The sequence below is a fragment of the Pedobacter sp. MC2016-14 genome, assembly GCF_020991475.1.
Lineage (GTDB): Bacteria > Bacteroidota > Bacteroidia > Sphingobacteriales > Sphingobacteriaceae > Pedobacter.
In genome coordinates, this window is sequence record NZ_JAJMPA010000003.1 from 432,322 (window position 1) to 453,574 (window position 21,253).

The 21,253-nt window shown below is 38.4% G+C and carries 20 protein-coding genes; 13 read left to right on the forward strand and 7 right to left on the reverse strand.

The annotated features are described in order from the left end of the window. Positions 1–27 precede the first annotated feature (27 nt). The gene (locus LPB86_RS17245; protein WP_230646240.1) at positions 28–432 is read right to left on the reverse strand and encodes a hypothetical protein; all 405 of its coding nucleotides are present in this window, start codon (positions 430–432) and stop codon (positions 28–30) included. Positions 433–436: 4 nt separating this feature from the next. Next, positions 437–3,013, reverse strand: coding sequence for a type I DNA topoisomerase (topA, locus tag LPB86_RS17250; RefSeq protein ID WP_230646243.1), 2,577 nt, complete (start codon positions 3,011–3,013; stop codon positions 437–439). Positions 3,014–3,226: 213 nt separating this feature from the next. Between topA and LPB86_RS17255 the strand changes: the two genes are divergently transcribed. The 3 genes from LPB86_RS17255 to LPB86_RS17265 all read left to right on the forward strand — a co-directional run bounded on the left by LPB86_RS17255 (position 3,227) and on the right by LPB86_RS17265 (position 5,490). Then, entirely contained in the window at positions 3,227–3,736 is a 510-nt protein-coding gene (locus LPB86_RS17255; protein ID WP_230646245.1) for a glutathione peroxidase, read from the forward strand. A 73-nt stretch (positions 3,737–3,809) separates the two neighbouring features. After that, entirely contained in the window at positions 3,810–4,571 is a 762-nt protein-coding gene (locus LPB86_RS17260) for a 5'-nucleotidase C-terminal domain-containing protein (RefSeq protein WP_230646247.1), read from the forward strand. Then, a complete protein-coding gene (locus LPB86_RS17265) occupies positions 4,549–5,490 on the forward strand; it encodes a bifunctional UDP-sugar hydrolase/5'-nucleotidase (protein WP_230646249.1) in 942 nt (313 codons plus the stop codon). Before LPB86_RS17260 ends, LPB86_RS17265 begins: the two co-directional genes overlap by 23 nt. On the opposite strand, the gene mnmA is transcribed toward LPB86_RS17265, so the two are convergent. After that, complete coding sequence (mnmA, locus tag LPB86_RS17270; protein WP_230646253.1) at positions 5,491–6,582, reverse strand: tRNA 2-thiouridine(34) synthase MnmA; 1,092 nt, start codon at positions 6,580–6,582, stop codon at positions 5,491–5,493. Between the two features lie 169 nt (positions 6,583–6,751). On the opposite strand from mnmA, the gene LPB86_RS17275 reads away from it, so the two are divergent. Both LPB86_RS17275 and LPB86_RS17280 read left to right on the forward strand, forming a co-directional pair. Continuing rightward, a complete protein-coding gene (locus LPB86_RS17275) occupies positions 6,752–9,028 on the forward strand; it encodes a GH92 family glycosyl hydrolase (RefSeq protein ID WP_230646257.1) in 2,277 nt (758 codons plus the stop codon). 257 nt (positions 9,029–9,285) lie between these two features. Further along, positions 9,286–10,155, forward strand: coding sequence for an RNA polymerase sigma factor RpoD/SigA (locus LPB86_RS17280; RefSeq protein WP_230646259.1), 870 nt, complete (start codon positions 9,286–9,288; stop codon positions 10,153–10,155). A 34-nt stretch (positions 10,156–10,189) separates the two neighbouring features. Here LPB86_RS17280 and aroQ read toward each other — a convergent pair whose 3' ends face one another. Next, positions 10,190–10,606 (reverse strand): type II 3-dehydroquinate dehydratase, encoded by a 417-nt coding sequence (gene aroQ, locus LPB86_RS17285; RefSeq protein WP_230646261.1) that lies wholly within the window; start codon positions 10,604–10,606, stop codon positions 10,190–10,192. Between the two features lie 40 nt (positions 10,607–10,646). Between aroQ and xerD the strand changes: the two genes are divergently transcribed. Continuing rightward, a complete protein-coding gene (xerD, locus tag LPB86_RS17290; RefSeq protein ID WP_230646263.1) occupies positions 10,647–11,546 on the forward strand; it encodes a site-specific tyrosine recombinase XerD in 900 nt (299 codons plus the stop codon). Here xerD and prmC read toward each other — a convergent pair. Then, the gene (gene prmC, locus LPB86_RS17295; protein WP_230646266.1) at positions 11,521–12,399 is read right to left on the reverse strand and encodes a peptide chain release factor N(5)-glutamine methyltransferase; all 879 of its coding nucleotides are present in this window, start codon (positions 12,397–12,399) and stop codon (positions 11,521–11,523) included. The two genes, xerD and prmC, sit on opposite strands and share 26 nt — an antisense overlap. A gap of 48 nt (positions 12,400–12,447) precedes the next feature. Here prmC and ribD point away from each other — a divergent pair, with 48 nt between their 5' ends. Genes ribD through LPB86_RS17315 form a run of 4 tightly spaced genes read left to right on the forward strand, consistent with a single transcriptional unit; the run spans position 12,448 to position 16,197 of the window. Beyond that, positions 12,448–13,497, forward strand: a complete 1,050-nt coding sequence (ribD, locus tag LPB86_RS17300; protein ID WP_230646268.1) for a bifunctional diaminohydroxyphosphoribosylaminopyrimidine deaminase/5-amino-6-(5-phosphoribosylamino)uracil reductase RibD — start codon at positions 12,448–12,450, stop codon at positions 13,495–13,497. 1 nt (position 13,498) lies between these two features. Further along, positions 13,499–14,350, forward strand: a complete 852-nt coding sequence (locus tag LPB86_RS17305; RefSeq protein WP_230646270.1) for a DMT family transporter — start codon at positions 13,499–13,501, stop codon at positions 14,348–14,350. Between the two features lies 1 nt (position 14,351). Continuing rightward, a complete protein-coding gene (locus LPB86_RS17310; RefSeq protein ID WP_230646272.1) occupies positions 14,352–14,966 on the forward strand; it encodes a YigZ family protein in 615 nt (204 codons plus the stop codon). A gap of 1 nt (position 14,967) precedes the next feature. After that, positions 14,968–16,197 carry a multidrug effflux MFS transporter gene (locus LPB86_RS17315; RefSeq protein WP_230646274.1) on the forward strand — a complete coding sequence of 410 codons (1,230 nt, stop codon included), beginning with the start codon at positions 14,968–14,970 and terminating at the stop codon, positions 16,195–16,197. Here the strand turns inward: LPB86_RS17315 and LPB86_RS17320 are convergent. Beyond that, a complete protein-coding gene (locus LPB86_RS17320) occupies positions 16,194–17,210 on the reverse strand; it encodes a glycosyltransferase family 2 protein (RefSeq protein WP_230646279.1) in 1,017 nt (338 codons plus the stop codon). The genes LPB86_RS17315 and LPB86_RS17320 overlap by 4 nt on opposite strands. Continuing rightward, a complete protein-coding gene (locus LPB86_RS17325; RefSeq protein WP_230646281.1) occupies positions 17,207–18,085 on the reverse strand; it encodes a lysophospholipid acyltransferase family protein in 879 nt (292 codons plus the stop codon). Before LPB86_RS17325 ends, LPB86_RS17320 begins: the two co-directional genes overlap by 4 nt. Before the next feature lie 38 nt (positions 18,086–18,123). Here LPB86_RS17325 and LPB86_RS17330 point away from each other — a divergent pair, with 38 nt between their 5' ends. The 3 genes from LPB86_RS17330 to mgtE are packed head-to-tail and all read left to right on the forward strand — an operon-like array spanning position 18,124 to position 21,247. Continuing rightward, a complete protein-coding gene (locus LPB86_RS17330) occupies positions 18,124–18,735 on the forward strand; it encodes a WbqC family protein (RefSeq protein WP_230646283.1) in 612 nt (203 codons plus the stop codon). Between the two features lie 4 nt (positions 18,736–18,739). Further along, a complete protein-coding gene (gene corA / locus LPB86_RS17335) occupies positions 18,740–19,852 on the forward strand; it encodes a magnesium/cobalt transporter CorA (protein WP_230646287.1) in 1,113 nt (370 codons plus the stop codon). Positions 19,853–19,897: 45 nt separating this feature from the next. After that, complete coding sequence (gene mgtE / locus LPB86_RS17340) at positions 19,898–21,247, forward strand: magnesium transporter (RefSeq protein ID WP_230646289.1); 1,350 nt, start codon at positions 19,898–19,900, stop codon at positions 21,245–21,247. Positions 21,248–21,253: the final 6 nt, after the last annotated feature.

Genomic DNA, 21,253 nt, shown 5'->3' on the forward strand with positions numbered 1-21,253 from the left:
AAGAAAAATTTAAGGTAACAACGGGAATTATTTTATCATCACCCCAGGTTTATTAACCAGGGGGATTTTGATGAGGTTTTCATCAACAATACTTTCGGGAAGAAAGATGAATTTTTTATCGTAGATGGTGCCGTCAATGTAATAGCTTAACCAATATTCATTGGTTAAGCCAAAAACTGCTGTATCTATAGCTTCTACACCAGAAAATGATTGCGCTTTCAGATCACCCAGGAAGTGTCTGAGCATAGAGGTTTTAACCTGCCTGCCATCTTTTTCGCCGTAGCCTTTCGAACTGATCAATACGTTACTAATGGGTTCATCTTTTAGATTTATAAGATAGACCGTCCAATTTTTTACTTCAGGTGTTTCGCCAATCAGCACTACGGCCATAGCCACATCTTCAACAATATTTTCTGGCAGATCTTTAATCATATTTTTATTTTTTCTTAACCGCCGCTTTCTTTTTTGCAGCAGGAGCTTTTGCTGCTGCTTTTTTAGCAGGAGCCTTTTTTGCTTTTACATCAAATGCTGCAGGTAGCTGCTCTACAATTAACTTTTTAACCTCTTCTAATGAAATTACGGCCAGCTCTTCAGCGGTATATTTATCATTAGTGGCTGGGTTTTTCCTCAGTTTCAGCATCTCTTTGCCAAAGCGAATGAATGGTCCCCATCTGCCGTTTTCAATGGCTATTTTTTCTGCAGGCCATGTCTGAATAAAACGATTGGCTTCTTTCTCTATCTTTTTGGCGATAAGTTCACGAATGTCCTGATCTGATAGAAAATCAAAATTATAGGCCTTAGGCACATTAATAAACAGGTCGTTCCATTTGATGAAAGGCCCAAACCGTCCTGTGCCTTTAGTTACAGGCATACCATCAAACTGTGCAACTGGTGCATCTGCAGTAATCTTTTCACCAATAATTACCTCGGCACGAGCCTGGTCTACGGTTAAAGGATCTTCGTTCTTTGGAATAGAAATGTAGGTTTCTCCCCATTTAACGTAGGGACCAAACCTTCCAACACCTACAGAAACTTCTTTATCCTGGAAAGGCTCAAGTTGGAAAGGCAGACGAAACTGCTCGAGTGCATCTTCTAACGTAATGGTACCTACAGACTGAGATTTCATTAAGCTTGCATACCTAGGCTTTTCTTCATCATCTGTATGGCCTATTTGTACCAATGGTCCAAATTTTCCAACTTTGGCATATACATTTTTACCACTTTCGGGATCAACACCCAGTAAACGTTCTCCGTTTGCACGATCTGCATTTTCTAAAGTAGTTTCTACTTCCTGATGGAAAGGGGTGTAGAAGGAGTGGAGCATTTTGGTCCATACCTGCAATCCCTGCGCAATTTCATCGAACTCTTTTTCTACGTTTGCCGTAAAGTTAAAATCTACGATGTCTTTAAAATGCTCTACAAGGAAATCATTTACAACTTCGCCAATATCTGTAGGGAAAAGTTTAGCTTTTTCTGCACCTGTAATTTCTGTTTTAACCTGCTTGTTGATTTGACCATTGCTTAAAACAAGGGAACCAAATGAACGTTGACGGCCATCACGATCTTCTTTAACCACATAACCGCGATTTTGTATGGTAGAGATGGTAGGTGCATAGGTAGATGGACGACCAATGCCTAATTCTTCCAGTTTTTTTACCAGACTGGCCTCTGTATATCGTGCAGGCGGGCGGGAGAAACGCTCTATTGCACTCATTTCTTTAAGTTGGAGATTTTGTCCTTTGCTTAAAGGGGGTAGTAGGTTATTATCTGTATTGTCATCCAGATCTTCTTCATCACTGGATTCAAGGTAAACTTTTAAAAAGCCGTCAAACTTCATCACTTCACCTTCAGCAACCAGGTGTTCTGCTCTGGTACTTACTTTAACATGAGCTGTGGTTTTCTCAAATATAGCTTCGCTCATTTGAGAAGCGATTGCACGCTTCCAAATTAACTCATACAGGCGTTGTTCGGAGCTATCTCCGGGCACACTATGGTGATTGAAATAGGTTGGACGTATTGCCTCGTGCGCTTCCTGTGCACCGGCAGATTTAGTTCTGTATGTTCTGGGCTGGTGATATTTATCTCCGTAGGCAGATTTTATTTCGCTTTCGGCAGCCTGTAACGCTGTCTCAGACAAATTAACTGAGTCGGTACGCATATAGGTAATTCTACCACTTTCATATAGGCGCTGGGCGATCTGCATGGTTCTTGAAACGGAATAACCAAGTTTTCTGGAAGCTTCCTGTTGCAAGGTAGAGGTGGTAAAAGGAGCAGCTGGATTACGTTTTGCCGGTTTTGTTTCCAGACTTGAAATAGAAAATGCAGCAGAGATACAATCCTTAAGGAATTTTTCGGCATCGGCCTCCTGATCGAAACGCTGAGGCAATTCTGCTTTTAGAATTTCTCTGGCATTGCCGGTACTAAATTGCGCAGATATTTTATAAGCAGCGGTGGCACTAAATTTATTGACTTCGCGCTCACGGTCTACAATTAAGCGTACCGCTACAGATTGTACCCGGCCAGCCGAAAGAGAAGGTTTGATCTTTTTCCAAAGTACAGGAGAAAGTTCAAAACCTACCAGACGGTCTAAAACCCGACGCGCCTGCTGTGCATTTACTAAATTATAGTCGATTGTACGCGGATTCTCAATAGCCTTTAGAATTGCCGGTTTGGTAATTTCATGGAAAACGATTCTTTTGGTTTTGTTTTCTTTCAAGCCAAGGGTATCAAACAGGTGCCATGATATGGCTTCCCCTTCGCGGTCCTCATCACTCGCTAACCAAATCATTTCAGCTTCTTTAGCCAGCTTCTTCAACTCGGCAACTACCTGCTTTTTGTCTGCAGGTACTTCATAGGTTTGTGCAAAATTATTGTTGATATCAATAGCCATATCCCCTTTAACAAGATCACGGATGTGCCCGTAACTTGACTTAACAAGGAAATCTTTGCCTAAATACCCTTCTATGGTTTTGGCTTTTGCAGGTGACTCAACGATTAACAGATTCTTCGCCATTCAGAACGTTTTTCTGCAAATAAAGCTATAAATAAGCCTATATTCCAAATTGAATTCATTTTTATTTATAAAGATTCTTTAAAAATGCGTGGTATAAATGTCAAAATGAGGCCTAAATTCACATTAACAAAGGAAGTTAGGTAAGGCTAACAATTTCTTTACCTAAATAACGATAAATAGTTTTTACCTTCGTTATAACTTAAAAATTCAATCATGAATGTATTATTAATTTTGTTTAGTTTGTTCTTTACACCTCCAAAAAGTGTTTATGATTTTAAAATTAAAACCATAGATGGAAAAGAGGTTAGTTTGGCCAGGTTTAAGGGGAAAAAGCTACTTATCGTTAATACGGCTTCTAAATGTGGCTACACTCCGCAATATGAAGCACTAGAAAAATTGCATAAACAATATGGTAAAAATGTAGTGCTGATTGGCTTTCCGGCAGGAAACTTTGGCGATCAGGAATTGGCAACCAATACAGAAATTCAGGATTTCTGTAAAAAGAATTTTGGCGTTACCTTTTTACTTAGCGAAAAGGTAAGTGTAAAAGGAGCCGACATTGATCCTTTATTTGCCTATTTGACCAGTCAGGAAAACCCAGACTTTAAAGGAGACATTAGCTGGAACTTTGAAAAATTCCTGATTAATGAAAAAGGAAAGTTGGTTCATAGGTTCAGATCTAAAGTAGCTCCTTTGGATCCAGCCATTACCAGCAATTTTTAATTAGCGTGTTTGTAAAGACCATAATTGCCCAGGGAGTTATGGTCTTTATTGTTTTATCTGACATTCATCCCCAATGTTCATCCCCAAGCTAAAACTTAATTTTACAGGTCTAATTTTTCTAGGCACTGTATTTTCTTCCTGTAGCAGTAGTTACCAATTGGTAAAATCAAACCGGATTGACTATGCTTTAGATAGCGGAGTTGTGGCAGACAGTGCCATGATAAAGTTGTATCAGCCTTATAGGGCAATTGTTGACGTGGAAATGAATAAGGTTGTGGCCTATACAGACGTTACATTGACCAAAAGCTTTTTATTACCCGAAACATTAATGGGCAACTTCTTTGCTGACGCGGTTTTAACGGAGACACTAAAACTGGATGCCGATATTGATTTTGCAATGCCAACCACCAACGGTGGTATCCGTCGTGAATGGCCAAAGGGCCCTATTACAATGTCGGAAGTTTTTGAATTGATGCCATTTGAAAATGAGATCATGATCTATACGCTTAGTGGGGAAGATACAGAGGCTTTTTTAAATGATCTGGCTAAATTAGGCGGGCAACCTGTAGCGCGTTTGAAAATGAAAATAGTGGATAAAAAGCCTACTGAGGTACTTATTAATGGTAAACCTTTTGATAAAACAAGGAAGTACAGAATTATGACTTCTGACTATATTGGAAACGGAGGCGACAGCATTAATAGTTTTAAGAACGCATTGGAAGTTAAAATTGTGGGGCTAAAAGTGCGTGATGCAATTTTAAATTACGTTACGGAGCAGCAGGAGAAGGGCTTACACATTAACACGCAGTTAGATGGAAGAATTACAAAAAATTAGTAGAAGAGGCTTTATAAAAACTGGGAGCATTGTAGCGGCTTCAGCGGCTTTGAGCTTAAATTCGCTGGCAGCAATGGCGGCGGGAGATCTAAAGCGTCTTACTATTCTGCATACCAATGATGTACATAGCAGGATAGAGCCTTTCCCTATGGATGGGTCTAAATATCAGGGTCTTGGTGGTGTTGCAAGAAGATTGGCCTTATTGAAACAAATTCGTGCTCAGGTAAACAATGTTTTGTTGTTTGATGCTGGTGATATTTTTCAGGGTACACCTTACTTTAATAAGTTTGGCGGAGAGCTGGAAATGAAGGCCATGAGCATGATGAATTACGACGCTGCGACGATGGGAAACCATGACTTTGACAATGGTATGGAAGGCTTTTATAAACAGCTGCCTCATGCCAATTTCCCGATTTTGATGAGTAACTACGACTTCTCAAATACCATCCTCAAAAATTCAACTATTCCTTACAAAATATTTAAAGTTGATGGCCTTAAGATTGGTGTTTTTGGAATAGGCCTGGAGCTAAAGGGTATTGTAGCGGATAAAAATTATGGTGATACGATTTATCAGGATCCGGTTAAAAAAGCCAACGAAGTATCGGATGCTTTGAAAAATGATTATAAATGTGATCTGGTAATCTGTTTATCGCACTTAGGTTATAAGTACACCAGCAGCAAAGTATCTGATCAAATACTGGCAAAAAACAATAAAAGCATTGATTTGATTATAGGCGGCCATACGCATACTTTTATGGATACGCCTGAAGATGTACTGAATGTGGGTGGGAATATTACGACGATTAATCAGGTGGGCTACGCTGGCATTAACCTTGGTAGGATAGATTATTATTTTGAAAAAGGCCGGAAAATAAAAACTTCCCGGCCCTATGTGATCTCAAACCAACTGGATGGCTAGTTATATAAGGAAACCACCACCTAGTAAGTCGTTTCCTTCATAGAAAACAGCTGACTGGCCTGGTGCAATTGCGGATACGTTATGATCAAAAACAACACGCATATTGTCTTTTTCCTGAACGATGGTACTCATCATTCCAGCATCTTTATACCTTATTTTTGTAATAACGTTATCTAATGGTTCTAAAATATTTTCATATTTAACTAAGTTAACATTACGCACCAAAGCCTCACGGCGTTCTAGTTCTTCTGCTTTACCCAATACAACCGTGTTACTTTCTGGAAGAATTTGTGTTACAAACATAGGCTCGCCAAATGCGATGCCTAAACCTTTACGCTGCCCAATGGTGTAAAACGGATAACCTTTATGTTGCCCTACCACCATACCATTGCTGGTGATGAAATTTCCGCCGGTAACTCTATCTTCCAGATCTTCTACTTTATGTTTTAAAAACGCACGATAGTCGTTATCTGGCACAAAACAGATTTCATAGCTTTCACTTTTTTTAGCCAGTTCTTCCTGTCCCATATCCAGGGCCATTTGCCTGATCTCTGACTTAGCAAATGAACCTAAGGGGAATTTAGTACGGGAAAGGTTTTCTTGCGTTACACCCCAAAGCACGTAAGATTGGTCTTTATTCTCATCCTTTCCTTTGGAAATTACATGCCTTCCATTCTCGTGCTGACGTATATTGGCATAGTGACCAGTGGCGATAAACTCGCAGTCAAGCTTATTGGCACGTTTAAGTAATGCTTCCCATTTGATGTGGGTATTACATAAAACACAAGGATTTGGCGTACGACCCGCTAAATATTCATCAACAAAATTATCGATTACGTAGTCCCCAAATTCGTCTCTGATATCTAAAATATAGTGTGGAAAACCATAATTTACAGCTAAAGTCCTGGCATCGTTGATGCTATCTAAGCTACAGCACCCGGTTTCTTTGCTGCTACTGCCTGAAGTGGCGTAGTCCCAGGTTTTCATGGTTAGTCCAATCACCTCGTACCCTTGTTCATGAAGCATGACCGCTGCAACAGAGCTGTCTACACCGCCACTCATGGCTACTAATATTCTTCCTCGTTTACTCATGATTATTTTCCGAATTGCAAAAATAGTTGTTTTTAACGGTAGATTGTTGCTTAGGCGGTCAGACGCTTGTAAAAACACCTTATGTTGTTAAATAAAATGTATTGTGTACGGAAACAGCGTAGGTTTTGTCTTTTTTTTATACTTTAGAGCAATCAAATTTTAATCCATTATGAAAATACGAATAGCATCCTGTTTGTTATTGTTTCCACTTTTTTCCATTGCACAGCAAAACCTGGTTAAATATGTACGACCGATAATAGGTACTGAAAAAATGGGTCATACGTATCCTGGAGCCACAGTTCCGTTTGGGGCTGTGCAGCTAAGTCCAGAAACAGATACAATTCCTTATGATATGAATGGTAAATACAATGGCGACGTTTACAAGTATTGTGCGGGATACAGGTATGAGGATAAAACGATTACTGGTTTTAGCCACACACATTTTAGCGGCACGGGGCATTCTGATTTGGGCGACTTTTTGATTATGCCGACCAGCGGAAAACTGCAATTGAACCCTGGAATTTCGAAAGACCCGAAAACCGGGTATCGCTCTGGCTTTTCTCATGCCAATGAAACGGCAGAGGCAGGTTATTACAAAGTAAAACTTGACGATGACAATATTTTAGCGGAATTAACAGCTAGCAAAAGGGTGGGAATGCATCAATATACCTTTCCTAAGTCTGCAGATTCGCACATCATTCTTGATTTAATGGCTGGTATTTACAATTATGATGAAAAAACAGTTTGGACTTATGTTAGGGTAGTTAATGATACGCTGGTAACCGGCTACAGGCAAACCAGTGGTTGGGCAAGGACCAGAACGGTTTATTTTGCTATGTCTTTCTCAAAACCGTTTAAAAGTTATGGTCAGAAAAACTACGACGCAAAGCAGGTTTACAAAGGCTTCTGGAGAAAGTTTGATCAGGAAAAGAATTTTCCGGAGATAGCAGGAAAGAAAATTAGAATGTACTTTGATTTTAATACTTTGGCAGATGAAAAAGTAAAGATAAAATTCGCCCTTTCTCCGGTAAGTCAGGCAAATGCTTTGAATAACATGGCTGCAGAAATTCCCGGTTGGAACTTTGAGCAAGTAAAAAGTGCTGCCCAGGCAGAATGGAACAAGGAATTAAATAAAATAAGTATTGAAGCTTCTGAAGACCATAAATTTAATTTTTACACCGCGATGTACCACACTTTTTTAAGTCCAACAATTTACGGTGACGTGAATGGCGCTTACAAAGGTTTAGACCAAAATGTACATATGGCAAAAGGTTTTAATAATTACACTACCTTTTCCCTTTGGGATACCTACAGGGCTTTACATCCCTTTTTTAACCTGATACAGCCCGCCAGAAATAACGACATTGTTAAATCCATGATGGCCCATTACGATCAGAGTGCTCTACATATGCTACCGATATGGTCACATTACGCGAATGACAATTGGTGTATGAGCGGATACCATAGCGTTTCTGTAATTGCTGATGCGATACTAAAAGGCACGTATAATGGTGACCAGAATGCGGCACTTGATGCTTGCATAAAAACAGCTGAACATCGAAACTATGAGGGAATTGGAGATTATATGAACATGGGTTACATACCTGCCGAAAATAGTAATACCTCGATTTCTAATACGCTGGAATATGCCTATGACGATTGGTGCATTGCCCAGCTGGCAAAAAAGCTGAACAGAATAAAGGATTATAACACGTTTATAAAACGCTCTGCAAACTGGAGAAATAATTTTGATGTTAAAACTGGGTTTATGAGAGAAAAACTGGCTGATGGATCATTTAAAAAACCATTTGATGCCTTGAGTACTCATGGACAAGGATTTATTGAAGGTAACTCATGGAACTTCAGTTTTTTTGTACCTCATGATCCAAATGCTTTGGTTGCGGTAATGGGCGGCAAAAAGAAATTTGCTGCGCGTTTAGATACACTCTTTAATATGCACTTATCTGATAAATTCTTTGCTGAAACTGAAGACATCACGAGGGAAGGTATTATTGGCGGATATGTACATGGAAATGAGCCAGCCCATCATGTTGCTTACCTGTATAACTGGGCCGGACAGCCCTGGAAAACGCAAGAGCGCGTAAGGATGATTCTTGATATGCAATATAAGAATGCGCCTGATGGCCTGGGCGGGAATGATGATTGTGGCCAAATGAGCGCATGGTACTTATTTTCTGCCATGGGATTTTATCCTGTTTCGCCCGGATCTACAAATTACGCTATTGGCAGTCCTTCTGTTACTGCAGCCGAAATTCATTTAGAGAATGGTAAAATATTTAAAATTAGCACCAAAAATCAGGCAGACCGCAATGTGTACGTTCAAAAAGTGCTTTTAAATGGTATGGAAATTAAAAATCAAACGATAACTCATGAAGACATCCTAAAAGGTGGAGAAATCACCTATTTTATGTCAGCTAAACACTAAGAAATATACATAGCTTGTATTTTTTTGGCATAAAACACCAAAATAAAGGGTAAAAATTGATTTAAAATCAACATTTACCCTTTGTTGTTTTTGAGTAAATTCATTGTTTTTTATATCTATATCATCATAAAACAAAATATTATTTTAAATAACTCAAGCTATTTATCAATATTCAATGAATTTCAAATTAAAATAGACCCTGTTTTTTATCCCCATAGATTAGGCTAAATCAATAGAACAAACCTTAAACTATGTAAATGATGAAACAAAAACAGCATGAAAACAACGCATTTTACCCAACTTCGAGGTCGTTAAGGATATATTCAAGCGAACTCAACAAAATCAAGGCACTACCCATCGAAATGGAGCAGGAACTGGCTCTAAAAATTAAGAGTGGTGATATGGATGCATTATATGAATTAACTGAAGCCAACTTGAAATTTGTTTATTATACAGCAATTAAATTCTGCAATAGAGGTGTTGAGTTGGATGACCTGATTGCTGAAGGTAATATAGCGATGCTTAAAGCGGCACAAAAGTTTGACGCAACCCTGGGTTATAAATTTATATCCTACGCAGTTTGGCCAATAAAACAAGCGATAATGTACACAGTAACAAGTCAGGCCAGCCAGGTTAGGCTACCTCAATTTATGATCGCTAATCAGTCTTTAATTAGAAAAGCCAACAACCATTTGAGACAAATACTTTTTCGAGAACCAACTTACAGAGAGATAGCCGAATATATGAATACAGATGAGCATTGGGTGAAGGAATGCCTGGGGTATCAAAAATCTACTTCATCTATTTATGAAAATATTTATGGTGGAAATGGAATTAACATTTTAGACACTATGATAAGTGACCTTCCAATGCCTGACGGAAGTTTTGAAGCAGCATCTCTGAGCCATGAGACAAATAATGCTTTAAGCATACTGAGCACAAGGGAAAGGGTATTAATTACCGAGTTTTATGGAATAGGCATTATGCAAAAACTTAATTACGATCAGCTAGCGGCAAGACATAACCTTACAAAAGAAAGGGTAAGACAGATTATAAAAGCGGCTTTACTTAAATTGACAGAAAACAAATCCGTACGACGTTATTTAAAACAAAGGATGATGTCTTAATTTATATTTGTGGCCACGGTATAACCCGTGGCCCTTATTTTTTTAAGCTTTCAATGGCTAAGCGGTATCCGTTCATACCAAAACCAGTAAGTACGCCTTTGCAGTTTTTACCGGTTAATGAAACATGGCGATATTCTTCCCGCGCATAGATATTGGAGATATGAACCTCTATTACAGGTGTTTTTATTGCTGCAATTGCATCTGCTAATGCTACAGAAGTGTGGGTATATCCACCAGCATTTAAAATGATGCCATCAAAAGAGAAGCCTGTTTCATGTATCTTATTAATCAGTTCTCCTTCTACATTACTCTGAAAATAGTCAATCTCCATATCTGGGTAGGCAGTTTTTAAGTCAATCAGGTAGTCTTCAAAAGACTGATTGCCATATACTCCTGGTTCGCGGGTGCCCAGAAGATTTAAGTTTGGGCCGTTAATAATTTGTATCTTCATCGTTTCAAACTTAATGCTAAAAAATTACAGTTGAAAATTTATGATCAATAATTCCTATGTAAAGCAATTCAAAACCTATTTACAATTGGAAAGGGCGTTATCGCCAAATTCTGTTGAAGCTTATTTAAATGATGTTGAAAAACTGAATCAATATTATGAGGTAATGAACCGAAATTTAAAGATTACAGATATATCTTTTGAAGACCTAACTAAATTTGTTACCTGGCTTAATGAACTTGGAATGCTTCCGGCAACGCAGGGAAGGGTGATTTCTGGCTTGAAGGCTTATTTTAATTTTTTGCTAATTGAAAAGCTAATTGAAACTAGTCCGGCAGAATTGCTTGAAGCACCTAAACTTTCGAGAACTTTGCCTGATGTATTACATATTCACGAAGTTAATGCACTCATTGAGGCCATTGATGTTTCTAAACCAGAAGGTATGAGAAACAAAGTGATCATTGAGGTGCTGTACGGTTGTGGACTAAGAGTTAGCGAGTTGACTGATTTGTTAATTTCCAATATCAATTACGATGCAGAGTTTATTATGGTGGTTGGAAAAGGAAATAAAGAAAGAATTGTACCGATAGGAGGTATAGCTCTTAAATTAATCAGGCTGTATATTAGCGAGGTAAGGGTTCATTTAAAAATTAAAAAAGGCGACGAGGATATTGTATTCTTAAACCGGTACGGTGCGCAATTGTCCCGAATTTCAGTCTTTAAGATTGTTAAAGCATTGGCAGAAAGCATCGGACTGCAGAAAAGTATCAGTCCGCATACGTTAAGGCATTCTTTTGCCACACATTTAATAGAAGGCGGTGCAGACCTGCGTGCTGTGCAGGAAATGCTTGGACATTCCAGCATCACCACAACGGAAATTTATACACATCTGGATCGGGCTTATTTACAGGGCGTAATTACTCAATTTCACCCTCGGTCTTAACCGGAATGGAACAGCAGATCATCCGTTCCTTCCCCTGCATATCTTTCCTTAATTCAATAGTGGTAAAGCCTTTATCTTTTAACATTTCTATGGTTTCTTTACCAAGATACTCATTGATCTCAAAATACAATAATCCAGCTGGGAATAGGTTTTTCCTTGCAAAATCTGCGATAGCCTTGTAAAATAATAAAGGATGATCATTTTCTACAAAGAGGGCTCCATGTGGTTCGTATTTTAACACGTTTGGATGCATGTCTGCTTTCTCATCATTTTTTATGTAAGGTGGATTGCTTACGATGAGGTGATATTTTGATTGTTCTGAGTAGGAAAGGATATCAGCGTGGATAAAAGAAACTTCTACTTCATTTAAATGACTATTGTCTTTAGCAACAGTTATGGCCTCTTTGGAGATGTCAAGCGCCTTAACTATAGCATGAGGCAGATTTTTTTTGATGGAAATGGCTATACATCCAGTTCCTGTTCCAATATCAAGAATATTTGGTTGCGGTAAGGCAGTTTTAAGTTCCTGATCACTTAATATCCAATGCACAAGCTCTTCAGTTTCTGGTCTTGGTATTAAAGTGGCTTCGGTAACTTTAAAAGGCAGTCCGTAAAATTGAGTTTCCCCTAAGATATACTGAAGTGGCTTGCCAGTATTCAAATCAGTAAGTATGTGCTTAAGCTGAATTTCCTTGCTGTCCTCAAGCTCATCGTTTAAGTGTAGGATCACCTGACTTTTGTTCCATCCATATAGATGTTTAACAGTAATGTAATACATGGCGAGCGCTTCTTCAGTTGTATACAATGAAGCTATTTCCGTAATGTAGCGCTGTCTGAGGTCCTTGAAATTCATGCCTGGCAAAAGTAACTAAATCAAACAATATACCTTACTTTTGTATCAATGAGTGATGAGTTGTATATGCGCCGTTGCCTGGAGCTGGCACTGTTAGGAAGTGGTAACGTAAGTCCGAACCCAATGGTAGGCTGTGTGATTGTTCTGGACAATGTGATTATAGGAGAGGGATATCATGCAAAGTTTGGACAAGCTCATGCGGAAGTAAATGCCATAAATTCGGTATTTAAAAACTTTCCTGAACAAGCCACTCATTTTTTAAGCGAAGCTACTGTATACGTGAGCCTTGAACCTTGTGCTCATTTCGGAAAAACGCCTCCCTGTGCCGATTTACTGATTAAACATCGGGTTAAAAAAGTGGTGGTAGGTAACCGGGATCCTTTTTCTGAAGTGAATGGAAGAGGGATTGATAAACTAAAAAACGCAGGTATAGCCGTAACTTATGGTGTTTTAGATTTGGAATGTAAACACCTTAACCGTCGTTTCTTTACCAGAGTAACGCAACAGCGACCCTATATCATTTTGAAATGGGCCGAGACTGCAAATGGATTTTTTGCGCCCTTAACAAATGTACAGCGATGGATAAGCTCTCCATTGGCCCGGAAAATTGCGCACAAATGGCGATCTGAAGAGGATGCTATTTTAGTAGGAAAGAAAACAGTGCTTGCAGATAATCCTCAACTTAATGCAAGAGATTGGAACCATAAAAACCCGGTTCGCCTGGTTATCGATAAAAATCTGGAAATTACTACTGAATATAATATATACAATACGGATGCTAAAACTATTATTTTCAATGAAGTAAAGACAGAAGTACAAGGTAATGTACATTACATACAGATGGAAGATATGCATTTTTATCTGCCCCAAAAGATAGCCTATCAGCTTTATTTGATGGACATTCAATCGGTGATTATAGAAGGTGGGGCCAACATTCTTAATCAATTTATTGAGTCTGGTTTATGGGATGAATCAAGGGTCTTTTCTGGTCACGTAAATTGGGAAAATGGAACTCATGCACCGCGGATTAACGGGATTTTGAAAGAGGTGATTCAACTAAATGAGGACAAATTGTTGATTTCGTACAATACAAACTAAAATGATTTTCATATTTTTAAGCATATTGTGCAGCGTATCTGTAGGTATCTTACTGAAGCTGGCCAGGAGGTACCGCATCAATATAGCACAGGCGGTAACGTTTAATTATTTTACGGCAATAGTACTTGGATTGTTCTTTTTTAAGCCCGAATGGTCTCAGTTCAGTTCATCCATCTCTGTAATTCATCTTGGATTGGGGATTTTACTTCCCCTGGTATTTTGGATACTGGCGATGTCTATTCAAAAAATGGGCATTGTAAAAACCGATATTGCACAGCGTTTATCGTTATTTATTCCTTTACTTGCGGCATGGCTGCTCTTTGGCGAGCATTTTCAAGGTATTCGTTTGATTGGCCTGATTACAGGTCTACTGGCCATTCTGCTTATTTTAATGAGAACAGAGAATAAAATTGCTACAAGTAAATCATTTATTTATCCAGTACTCGTTTTTGCCGGCTTTGGCCTGGTTGACATCCTGTTTAAAAAAATTGCTTCAATTACAAGCGTTCCTTACACAACATCTTTAGTTGCCATCTTTTGCATTTCATTTTCACTATCATTGTTGGGCATTACTTACCTGATTTTCTTTAAAAAGGAAAAATTTCAAATGGTAAATGTACTATGCGGCGGGATCTTAGGCCTGTTTAATTTCGGCAACATTTTATTCTATTTAAAAGCACACAAGGCTTTGGCTGGTACACCTTCTATTGTATTTAGTACGATGAATATGGGCGTAATTATTTTGGGTAGCTTAGTTGGCGTATTTATTTTCAAAGAAAAGCTTAACAAATTAAATTACTTAGGGTTAATTTTAGCTATTGTAGCCATTGTTTTAATTAGTAAATCAAAATAGGATGCTATTTGACGATCGTTACTCAACTATTTCCAACAATTCTGAAGGGATTTACAGAGATAAAGGCAGTAAATTTATTGCCTATGCCTACCCATTAAATTCAGAATCAGAAGTAAAAAACCTGGTTGCAATACTTAGAACTGAACATCCGAAGGCGAGACATTTTTGCTGGGCTTATAGACTTGGACAAGACAGAAATACCTTTAGAATTAATGATGATGGCGAACCTTCCGGAACCGCCGGCAGACCAATATTAAATAGTTTATTATCGGCAGATCTTACCAATATTCTTGTAGTGGTAGTTAGGTATTTTGGAGGCACTTTACTTGGTGTACCGGGATTGATTAACGCTTATAAATCTGCTACCATTGAGGCATTGGGAGCTGCTGAACGTATAGAAAGGACCGTAAATGACCGCTATTTGATCTCTTTTTCTTATTTACATATGAACGAAGTGATGAGGGTGATTAAAGATGAACAAATTACAGTTCATGCTCAAAACTTTAATGAAGATTGCGAACTGATTATTGAGATTAGAAAATCTAAACTCAATCAAATACTTTCCAGGTTGGAGCAAATTAAGAAGGTTAAGGCCACTTATATGAATACTTTATAAAATGACTAACAAAAAATATTTTTCTTTAATCCTTGTTCTGGGCTCACTTACTGCGCTTGGACCTTTTTCTATAGACATGTACTTGCCGGCATTCCCGGTGATTGCAAAAGACCTGCAAACCACAACGGAGCAGGTGGCAATCTCATTGTCTAGTTTCTTTATCGGCATTTCTTTAGGTCAGCTTTTATATGGACCGTTATTGGATAGGTATGGCCGAAAAAAACCATTATACATCGGTTTAGCAGTATACATTTTGGCGTCACTTGGCTGCGTGTTTGCTGCTACCCTGGATCAGTTAATAGTACTGCGTGCAGTTCAGGCAATTGGTAGCTGTGCCGCTGCAGTGGCATCTGTGGCTATGGTTAGAGATTTGTTTCCTGTAAAAGACAGCGCCAAAGTATTTGCCTTATTAATGCTGGTGGTAGGCGTATCACCTATGGTAGCACCTACGGTTGGTAGTTATATTACTGTTTATTTTGGCTGGCATGCTGTATTTTACGTTTTACTGGCACTGGGCGTACTCAATTTATTGTCTAGTTTTTTATGGCTTCCTGAAAGCTTTATACCAGACCGTACATTATCACTTAAACCTGTACCGATATTAAAAGGATTTTTTAACGTAATGATAGAATCGCAGTTTTATACTTATGCCTTAACCGGGGCAATATCATTTGCAGGCCTTTTTGCTTATGTAGCAGGCTCGCCAGTGGTATTTATGGAGGTATTTAACGTGAGCACGGAAACGTATGGCTGGATCTTCGCCATCTTGTCCGTTGGCTTAATTGGCTCAAGTCAAATCAACAGCATGTTACTTAAAAGATATAAAAGTGAACAGATTATCCGCATGGCCATCATTGGGCAAGTATTGGTTACTGCTTTATTTTTAATGGGTGCATTAAACGATTGGTATGGATTAATGGCTACAATTTGCGTGCTATTTCTCTTCCTGTGCTGTTTGGGTTTTACCAATCCAAATACTGCTGCATTAGCTTTGGCACCATTTACTAAAAATGCAGGCACGGCTTCGGCGCTAATGGGCGCTATACAAATGGGAATTGGTGCACTGGCATCTTCTATGCTCAGCGTTTTCCACTTAAAATCTGCAGTACCAATGGCAGCAGTTATGGCTGCGACGTCAATTATAGCTTTTGCTGTACTTAGTATTGGTAAAAGAAGGATCAAGACTCATGTAAACATTAGCGAAAACGCGGCAGGAGGGCTGGTACATTAAAGCTGGCTGAACTTCCTTGCTTTTCTGATAAAATACGCCCATACAATACTTTTTTGATATACGCCCGTATGTTGCTGGTAAGGGAGTTGTTTGCTGGTCCTTTTACCGGCAGTTCTAAAGAAGTGTTTAAAAAACTGGATGTGTGCCTTACTAACAGCCTTCGCAAAGTTTGCTTTTCCGGTAAAAAGGAACTGCAATAAAGCCACAAAGTCAATAAAAAATCGAATAAATATGAGATAACACGCTTGAAAAAATGGCAGGTTCTTCTGCATGATGAAGAGGTTATTCCTGAAGTTGAGATACGTTTTAAATGGATTAGTAGCATTTAATGTACCGCCACCAACATGGTAAACTTCTGCATCCGGACAATAAATGATGGCATAGCCTAAATTTTTTAAACGCCAGCAAATGTCTATTTCTTCCATGTGTGCAAACAAATCCGGATCAAGTCCGCCAACTTCTTCCCAACATTTGCGTTTTATAAAAAAAGCTGCCCCGCTTGCCCAAAAAATCTCCGCTGCATCATTATACTGACCATGATCAAATTCAGCGACATCAAAAATCCTACCCCTGCAAAATGGGAAAACATATTGATCCAAAAATCCTCCGGCAGCACCCGCATATTCAAATTGAGCTTTGTCATTATACCATTTGATTTTAGGTTGTGCTGCGGCAATGCGGTCATCAAGTTCCATTGCAGATATTACTGGTTCTATCCAGTTTTGCGGAACTTCCACATCCGAATTCAATAAAATAAAATAATCAGCATCAACTTGTTTAAGTACCTTATTGTAGCCTTCGGCAAAGCCAAAATTGGCCTCATTTTCAATTATTTTGACGCTAGGAAAGTATTCACGAATCATGGCCAATGATCCATCTGTTGAGGCGTTGTCTCCAACAACAACCTGAAGGTTGCTATAGCTGGATTGTAATACTCCTGGTAAAAAGCGCTGAAGAAATGTGATGCCATTCCAATTTAAGATTACAATTGCAACTGAGGGCTTCGTTGTCATGCATTTACAGGTTTAAATTTCCATCTTCTATGACTCCACAGCCAATATTGAGGTGCTTTTATAATCATCTCTTCCAGTACTTTAAAATGACGATCTGTAATTTCATGATTAGTAGTTTTAGAAGGATCGAGACAGATGGGTACGCAGTCAACCTCATAATAACCTCGTTTTAGTACCGTAGTCTTTAAATAAAATACAGGTCGGTTGGTTTGCAAAGCAATTTTTTCTATTCCCAAAAGTACCGGAGTAGACTGATTTAGAAAATTAAGCCAATATTGAGTTTCTTCTCTGGTAGGGGTTTGATCATTCGCAAAAAAGAATATGGTAGACTGGTTTCTGGTTCCTGCAACCATCCTTAGCGTTTGCCTCATGGCCACCAATTTATTTCCAAATCTACTACGCAGATTCAGAAACCAGTTACTAAAAACTGTATTATTTATAGGCTTGTATATTACATATTTATCTGTATCCAGATGAAGTCCTAAGGCAACCATTCCCCATTCCCAATTTCCGTAATGGCCACTGCATCCTAGTAAGCTTTCACCTTTTTTAAGGTATTCCTGAATCCTGTCTAAATTTTTAAAGGTATATCTTTTTAGTAATTCCGATTTTGATACGGTACTCATTTTTACAATTTCTACCATGAGCGAACACAAATGCCTGAAGTATTTGCGCTCAATAGATCTTATTTCTTTTGGTCCTTTTTCTGGAAAAGCATATTGTAAATTTTCGTGCACTACTTGTTTTCTATATCCGACAACATAGTAAACCAGGTAATACATCAAGTCTGCTAAAACATATAACAAGGGCAAAGGAAAGAGAGATAAAAAGTACAAAAAAAATATTCCAATATGAGAAAACCCTTTTTTTATCATTATTTTGGCCAATTGAGAATGCAAACATAAATTATCAGATGCAAAGTTCAGCTATATTTCCTCTTTTTTATCTTCCGCCGGTAAGCTATTTTTCCGCTTTAAAAATACATGAAAACAACTTTTTGATTGAAAAACAAGAGCATTTTCCAAAACAAACCTATAGAAACCGGGCAAAGATTTCGTCGCCAAATGGTACACTGGATCTATATGTCCCTGTAGTAAAGGGCTCTAAATTTCATACCGTAATTAAGGATGTAAAAATTAGCTATGATTTTAAGTGGCAGCGGTTGCATTGGCTAAGTTTGGAAAGTTGCTACCGAAATTCTGCGTATTTTGAATACTATGAAGATGAGTTTGCACAGTTTTACACAAAAAAATACACCTACCTGTTTGACTATAACCTGGAAATATTTTACTGGTTATTGAAGAATTTGAAAAAAAATATACCAGTAGATTTTACAACTGAATACATTAAAACCCTGGAACCGGGCATGGATTACAGAGATAAACTTCCTTTTAAAGATACGCCGGAAATGGGTTTAATAAAACCCTACTTTCAGGTATTTGAAGACAGAAATGGTTTTACACCAAACCTAAGCGTGGTCGATTTGTTATTTAGCCAGGGACCGCAAGCTAAATTGTATCTTTAAAAATATGTCTAAACCAAAAAAGCGAAAAAGACACCATTATACTTTACCTACAGCGGGTACCAGTCCGGGATTAGTGTTCATAGGGGAGGATGCATTAAAGCCTGTTATTACTTTACATACTTACAGTGACAAGGAATATAAAACAGAGTCTTTAACGAGTATCACGAATGTTAAGACAGCCATAGCCAACAAAAATTATACTTATTGGCTGGATATTAAAGGCTTCGGATCTAAGGAAATGTTTGAGAAGCTAAATACTGAATTTAAAATAAATAACCTTGTTTTAGAGGATATCACCCGGACTTATCAGCGCCCAAAACTGGAAGAATATGTAGATTATGTGTTTGCTATAAGCAGGATGCTGATTCTTGATGAAGAAGGTAATTTAGAAAATGAGCAGGTTTCGTTTCTGTTGACAGACAATACGCTGATGACTTTCAGAGAACATTATGAAGATTGTTTGGATCCTGTTAGGAAAAGGCTGGAGGCTGGTAAAGGAAACATACGCATTTCCGGCCCGGGATACCTCATGTATGCTTTGATGGATATAATTGTTGACCGGTACTTTGAAATTTTGAATGCCTGGGGTGAAGATTTGGATGCTATTGAAGATCGTTTACTCGAAAAGCCGGACAAATCGATTATGTACGATACTCAGCTTATAAAACGAAACCTAATTCAGATAAGAAGGGTTGCATGGCCTGAACGGGATAAACTGAATGATATGCTCCGTACTGATAGTACACTCATTACTGATCAGACAAAAACTTACATTAAAGATGCCTACGATCATTGCATTCAGATCATTGATATTATAGAATCGCTAAAGGAGATCTCTGCAAGTAATATTGACATGTATTTGTCTATCATCAGCAACAGAATGAATGAAATTATGAAAGTGCTAACCATAATTTCTTCCATTTTTATTCCGCTAACGTTCATCGCTGGTATATATGGGATGAATTTTGCTCAGCAAGACCCTAAAACAGGCAGAATTTTACCAGATAATATGCCCGAACTTTACATGGAGCATGGATATTTATATACCTGGTTGGTTATGCTTGTCATTGCGGTGTTACAAGTTATTTATTTCTGGCGAAGAGGCTGGTTTAAATAAAACCCAGACCTTATTACTGCAAATATATCCTTACCTTAGCTTCATATGCAATCTTTTGATCTGGATAGGACTGATGTGTCCAAGATAAAGTCGGCCTTAAATGGAGATGATGAGCAGCTCAAGGTTATTCTAAGTGAATACCATGCCTCTGAAATTGCGATATTATTTGAAAGTATCAATAAAGACGACAGGCAAAGGATTATCAATTTGCTTGACATTGAGATTGCCTCGGAAGTCTTCTCTGAAATGCATGAGGAGGCACACCCTGAAGAATTACTCTTACAACTCCATCCTGATAAGCGTACTGAAATTGTAGAAGAACTGGATTACGATGATGCTACCGATATTATTTCTCAGCTGGAGGAGCACGAACAGACAGAAATTCTTAAGGAACTTAGCGAGGACGATGCCTCCAGCATCCGTAATTTATTAAGTTACGACGAGGAAACTGCGGGCGGTTTGATGAACACAGAGTTCATCAAAATACAACTCGGTCTCACTAAAAAAGATGCTATTGATGAGATCATCAGGCAAAGTGAGGAAATTGAAGAGTTTTACACCATCTTCGTTATTGATGAAGACAATGTTTTTCATGGCATTGTATCTTTGAAGGATATTATAAAGGCTAAAGGAAATGTGAAAATCACGGAGCTCGTAAAAGCTGAAGTAGCTTGGGTAACTGCAGATACCGATCAGGAAGAAGTAGCCAGGCTAATCTCGCAGTACAACATTACCAGTATACCTGTTTTGGACCACAACATGAAATTGCTTGGCAGGGTAACCTTTGATGATGTTATAGACGTTTTACAGGAAGAAAATACAGAAGATATCTTAAAAATCTCCGGTGTATCAGAAGATGAAGAATTAAGCGGTAACTGGATAGAAGCTGTTAAATCGCGTTTACCATGGCTTATACTAAACCTGGGCACGGCATTTATGGCCTCTGCGGTCATCAGACATTTTGATCCCACTATAAAATTATTTCCTTTGTTATCTTCTTACATGGTCATCATTGCCGGAATGGGGGGAAATGCCGCCACACAGGCTTTAGCGGTTACGGTGCGAAGGATTTCCCTGAATGACTTAACAGACAATCAAGCTTACAGAACTGTGCTTAAGGAATTTACTGTAGGTTTGATTAATGGTGCTGTAACGGGTTTGATTGTGTTTTTTGTAGCTTATTTCTTGGATGCTAACTTGATGCTAGGCTTAGTGATATTTGCATCAATGACAGGAAACCTGATTATAGCAGGGGTTACGGGCGCAGGTATTCCATTGATCTTAAAACGATTGGGCATTGACCCGGCAATTGCCTCGTCCATCATCATTACCACATTTACAGATGTATTTGGCTTTTTGTTGCTCTTGGGTTTAGCGAGCAAATTACTTTTATAATTTAAA

Excerpts from the sequence above, each read along its gene's own strand:
- mgtE (WP_230646289.1), top strand. The coding sequence starts at position 19,898 with ATGCAATCTTTTGATCTGGATAGGACTGATGTGTCCAAGATAAAGTCG.
- aroQ (WP_230646261.1), bottom strand. The coding sequence starts at position 10,606 with ATGAAGATACAAATTATTAACGGCCCAAACTTAAATCTTCTGGGCACC.
- topA (WP_230646243.1), bottom strand. The coding sequence starts at position 3,013 with ATGGCGAAGAATCTGTTAATCGTTGAGTCACCTGCAAAAGCCAAAACC.
- LPB86_RS17260 (WP_230646247.1), top strand. The coding sequence starts at position 3,810 with ATGTTCATCCCCAAGCTAAAACTTAATTTTACAGGTCTAATTTTTCTA.
- LPB86_RS17255 (WP_230646245.1), top strand. The coding sequence starts at position 3,227 with ATGAATGTATTATTAATTTTGTTTAGTTTGTTCTTTACACCTCCAAAA.
- LPB86_RS17315 (WP_230646274.1), top strand. The coding sequence starts at position 14,968 with ATGACTAACAAAAAATATTTTTCTTTAATCCTTGTTCTGGGCTCACTT.
- LPB86_RS17330 (WP_230646283.1), top strand. The coding sequence starts at position 18,124 with ATGCAAAGTTCAGCTATATTTCCTCTTTTTTATCTTCCGCCGGTAAGC.
- LPB86_RS17275 (WP_230646257.1), top strand. The coding sequence starts at position 6,752 with ATGAAAATACGAATAGCATCCTGTTTGTTATTGTTTCCACTTTTTTCC.
- LPB86_RS17280 (WP_230646259.1), top strand. The coding sequence starts at position 9,286 with ATGATGAAACAAAAACAGCATGAAAACAACGCATTTTACCCAACTTCG.
- LPB86_RS17320 (WP_230646279.1), bottom strand. The coding sequence starts at position 17,210 with ATGACAACGAAGCCCTCAGTTGCAATTGTAATCTTAAATTGGAATGGC.
- LPB86_RS17325 (WP_230646281.1), bottom strand. The coding sequence starts at position 18,085 with ATGATAAAAAAAGGGTTTTCTCATATTGGAATATTTTTTTTGTACTTT.
- ribD (WP_230646268.1), top strand. The coding sequence starts at position 12,448 with ATGAGTGATGAGTTGTATATGCGCCGTTGCCTGGAGCTGGCACTGTTA.
- prmC (WP_230646266.1), bottom strand. The coding sequence starts at position 12,399 with ATGAATTTCAAGGACCTCAGACAGCGCTACATTACGGAAATAGCTTCA.
- corA (WP_230646287.1), top strand. The coding sequence starts at position 18,740 with ATGTCTAAACCAAAAAAGCGAAAAAGACACCATTATACTTTACCTACA.
- LPB86_RS17310 (WP_230646272.1), top strand. The coding sequence starts at position 14,352 with ATGCTATTTGACGATCGTTACTCAACTATTTCCAACAATTCTGAAGGG.
- xerD (WP_230646263.1), top strand. The coding sequence starts at position 10,647 with ATGATCAATAATTCCTATGTAAAGCAATTCAAAACCTATTTACAATTG.
- LPB86_RS17305 (WP_230646270.1), top strand. The coding sequence starts at position 13,499 with ATGATTTTCATATTTTTAAGCATATTGTGCAGCGTATCTGTAGGTATC.
- LPB86_RS17245 (WP_230646240.1), bottom strand. The coding sequence starts at position 432 with ATGATTAAAGATCTGCCAGAAAATATTGTTGAAGATGTGGCTATGGCC.
- LPB86_RS17265 (WP_230646249.1), top strand. The coding sequence starts at position 4,549 with ATGGAAGAATTACAAAAAATTAGTAGAAGAGGCTTTATAAAAACTGGG.
- mnmA (WP_230646253.1), bottom strand. The coding sequence starts at position 6,582 with ATGAGTAAACGAGGAAGAATATTAGTAGCCATGAGTGGCGGTGTAGAC.